The 1392-nt window shown below is 63.4% G+C and carries 1 protein-coding gene and 1 pseudogene; both read right to left on the bottom strand.

Features of this window, described 5'->3' with window-relative positions; translation table 11 throughout:
- Window positions 1–212 precede the first annotated feature (212 nt).
- Window positions 213–941, bottom strand: coding sequence for an IS21-like element ISSsp4 family helper ATPase IstB (gene istB / locus OKA11_RS24310; RefSeq protein WP_021234579.1), 729 nt, complete (start codon window positions 939–941; stop codon window positions 213–215).
- Window positions 928–1392, bottom strand: a pseudogene (locus tag OKA11_RS24305) (IS21 family transposase); the annotation flags it as partial. The gene istB and the pseudogene OKA11_RS24305, both read right to left, overlap by 14 nt.

The raw sequence follows: 1392 nt of genomic DNA, 5'->3' as shown, positions 1-1392 counted from the left end.
TGTCAACCGGCGCGCAAAACTGACCCCCTATCGGCGCCCAATATTGACCCCACCTTTCGGCAGCGCGGCGGTTATCCCGGTAGTCGATAGGAGGGGCCCACGGACGACGACGCGCACCGTCAGGTGTGCTGGCGGCGGCGTCCGTGGGAGGTCCCTGTTGACCCACCGGGTTAACCGCCGGGGATGGGGGTCCGGGGGAAGGGGTTTTGGGCTCAGTTTCGGTTTTTGAACCGCCAGCTGTCGTTGCCTGTCTCGATGATGTCGCAATGGTGGGTGATGCGATCAAGGAGCGCGGTGGTCATCTTGGCGTCGTGGAAGACGCTCGGCCATTCGCCAAAGGCGAGATTGGTCGTGATGATCACCGAGGTCTTTTCGTAGAGCTTGCTGATCAGGTGGAAGAGCATCTGGCCGCCGGAACGGGCGAACGGGAGATAGCCCAGTTCATCGAGCACAACGAGATCAAGCCGTGAGAGTTGAGCGGCAAGGCTTCCGGCTTTGCCCAGTCGTGCTTCTTCCTCAAGCCGGTTCACCAGATCAACCGTATTGAAGTATCGGCCTCTGGTGCCGGCGCGTACCACTGCGGCAGTGATGGCGAGCGCCAGGTGGGTCTTGCCCGTGCCCGTTCCACCTACCAGCACGATATTGCGCCGTTCCGGCAGGAAGGAGCCGGCGTGCAGGGAGCGGATCAGCCCTTCGTTGATCGGCGTTCCGTCGAACATGAACCCATCCAGGTCCTTGATTGCCGGAAGCTTCGCCGCGGTCATCCGGTAGCGGATCGACGCTGCCTCCCGATGTGCAGTCTCGGCACGCAGCAGGTCGGCCAGCATCTCCATGATCGTTCTGTCGCGGCGGATGCCATTGGTGACGGCATCATCGAAGGCAGTGACCATGCCCTTGAGCCCCAGCCCCTTGAGGGCTGCCACAATCTCATGCCGCTGCATTGAGGCCTCGCACCGTGTCGTAGCGGGCGCAGTCTGCAATCGGCGGATGCTTGAGCTTCAGGTTGACGACGACGTCCATGGTCTGGGCATCGCGAGGCTCACGCCGGCGGGACAGGATGTTGAGGATGACCTCGTCGCTGACCGTTCCTGCGCTGAGGGCCTCGGCGACTGCGGCTTCAACAACCTCGAGGCCGTCGTCGGGAATGGCGGCCAGGACGCGGACGAAGCGGCGATCCGCATCATCGCCCTTGCCCAGCTTGCGCCGCAGTTGGGCCAGTGCAGGTGGGAGAGCCCAGTCCTGGAAGGGGGCGCCATTGCGCAACGCACCGGGCTTGCGGGCGAGGATGGGCAGGTAATGCCACGGATCGAAGATCGTCTGGTTCCGACCGAAGACCCGTTCGTGTTCGGCAACGACAGCGCCGTCGCAGCGGATCACGATGCGCGTTGCGTA

The organism is Novosphingobium clariflavum (genome assembly GCF_026420865.1).
GTDB lineage: Bacteria > Pseudomonadota > Alphaproteobacteria > Sphingomonadales > Sphingomonadaceae > Novosphingobium > Novosphingobium clariflavum.
Note: the sequence above shows the minus strand (reverse complement) of the source record. Positions and strands in the feature narration are given on the sequence as shown.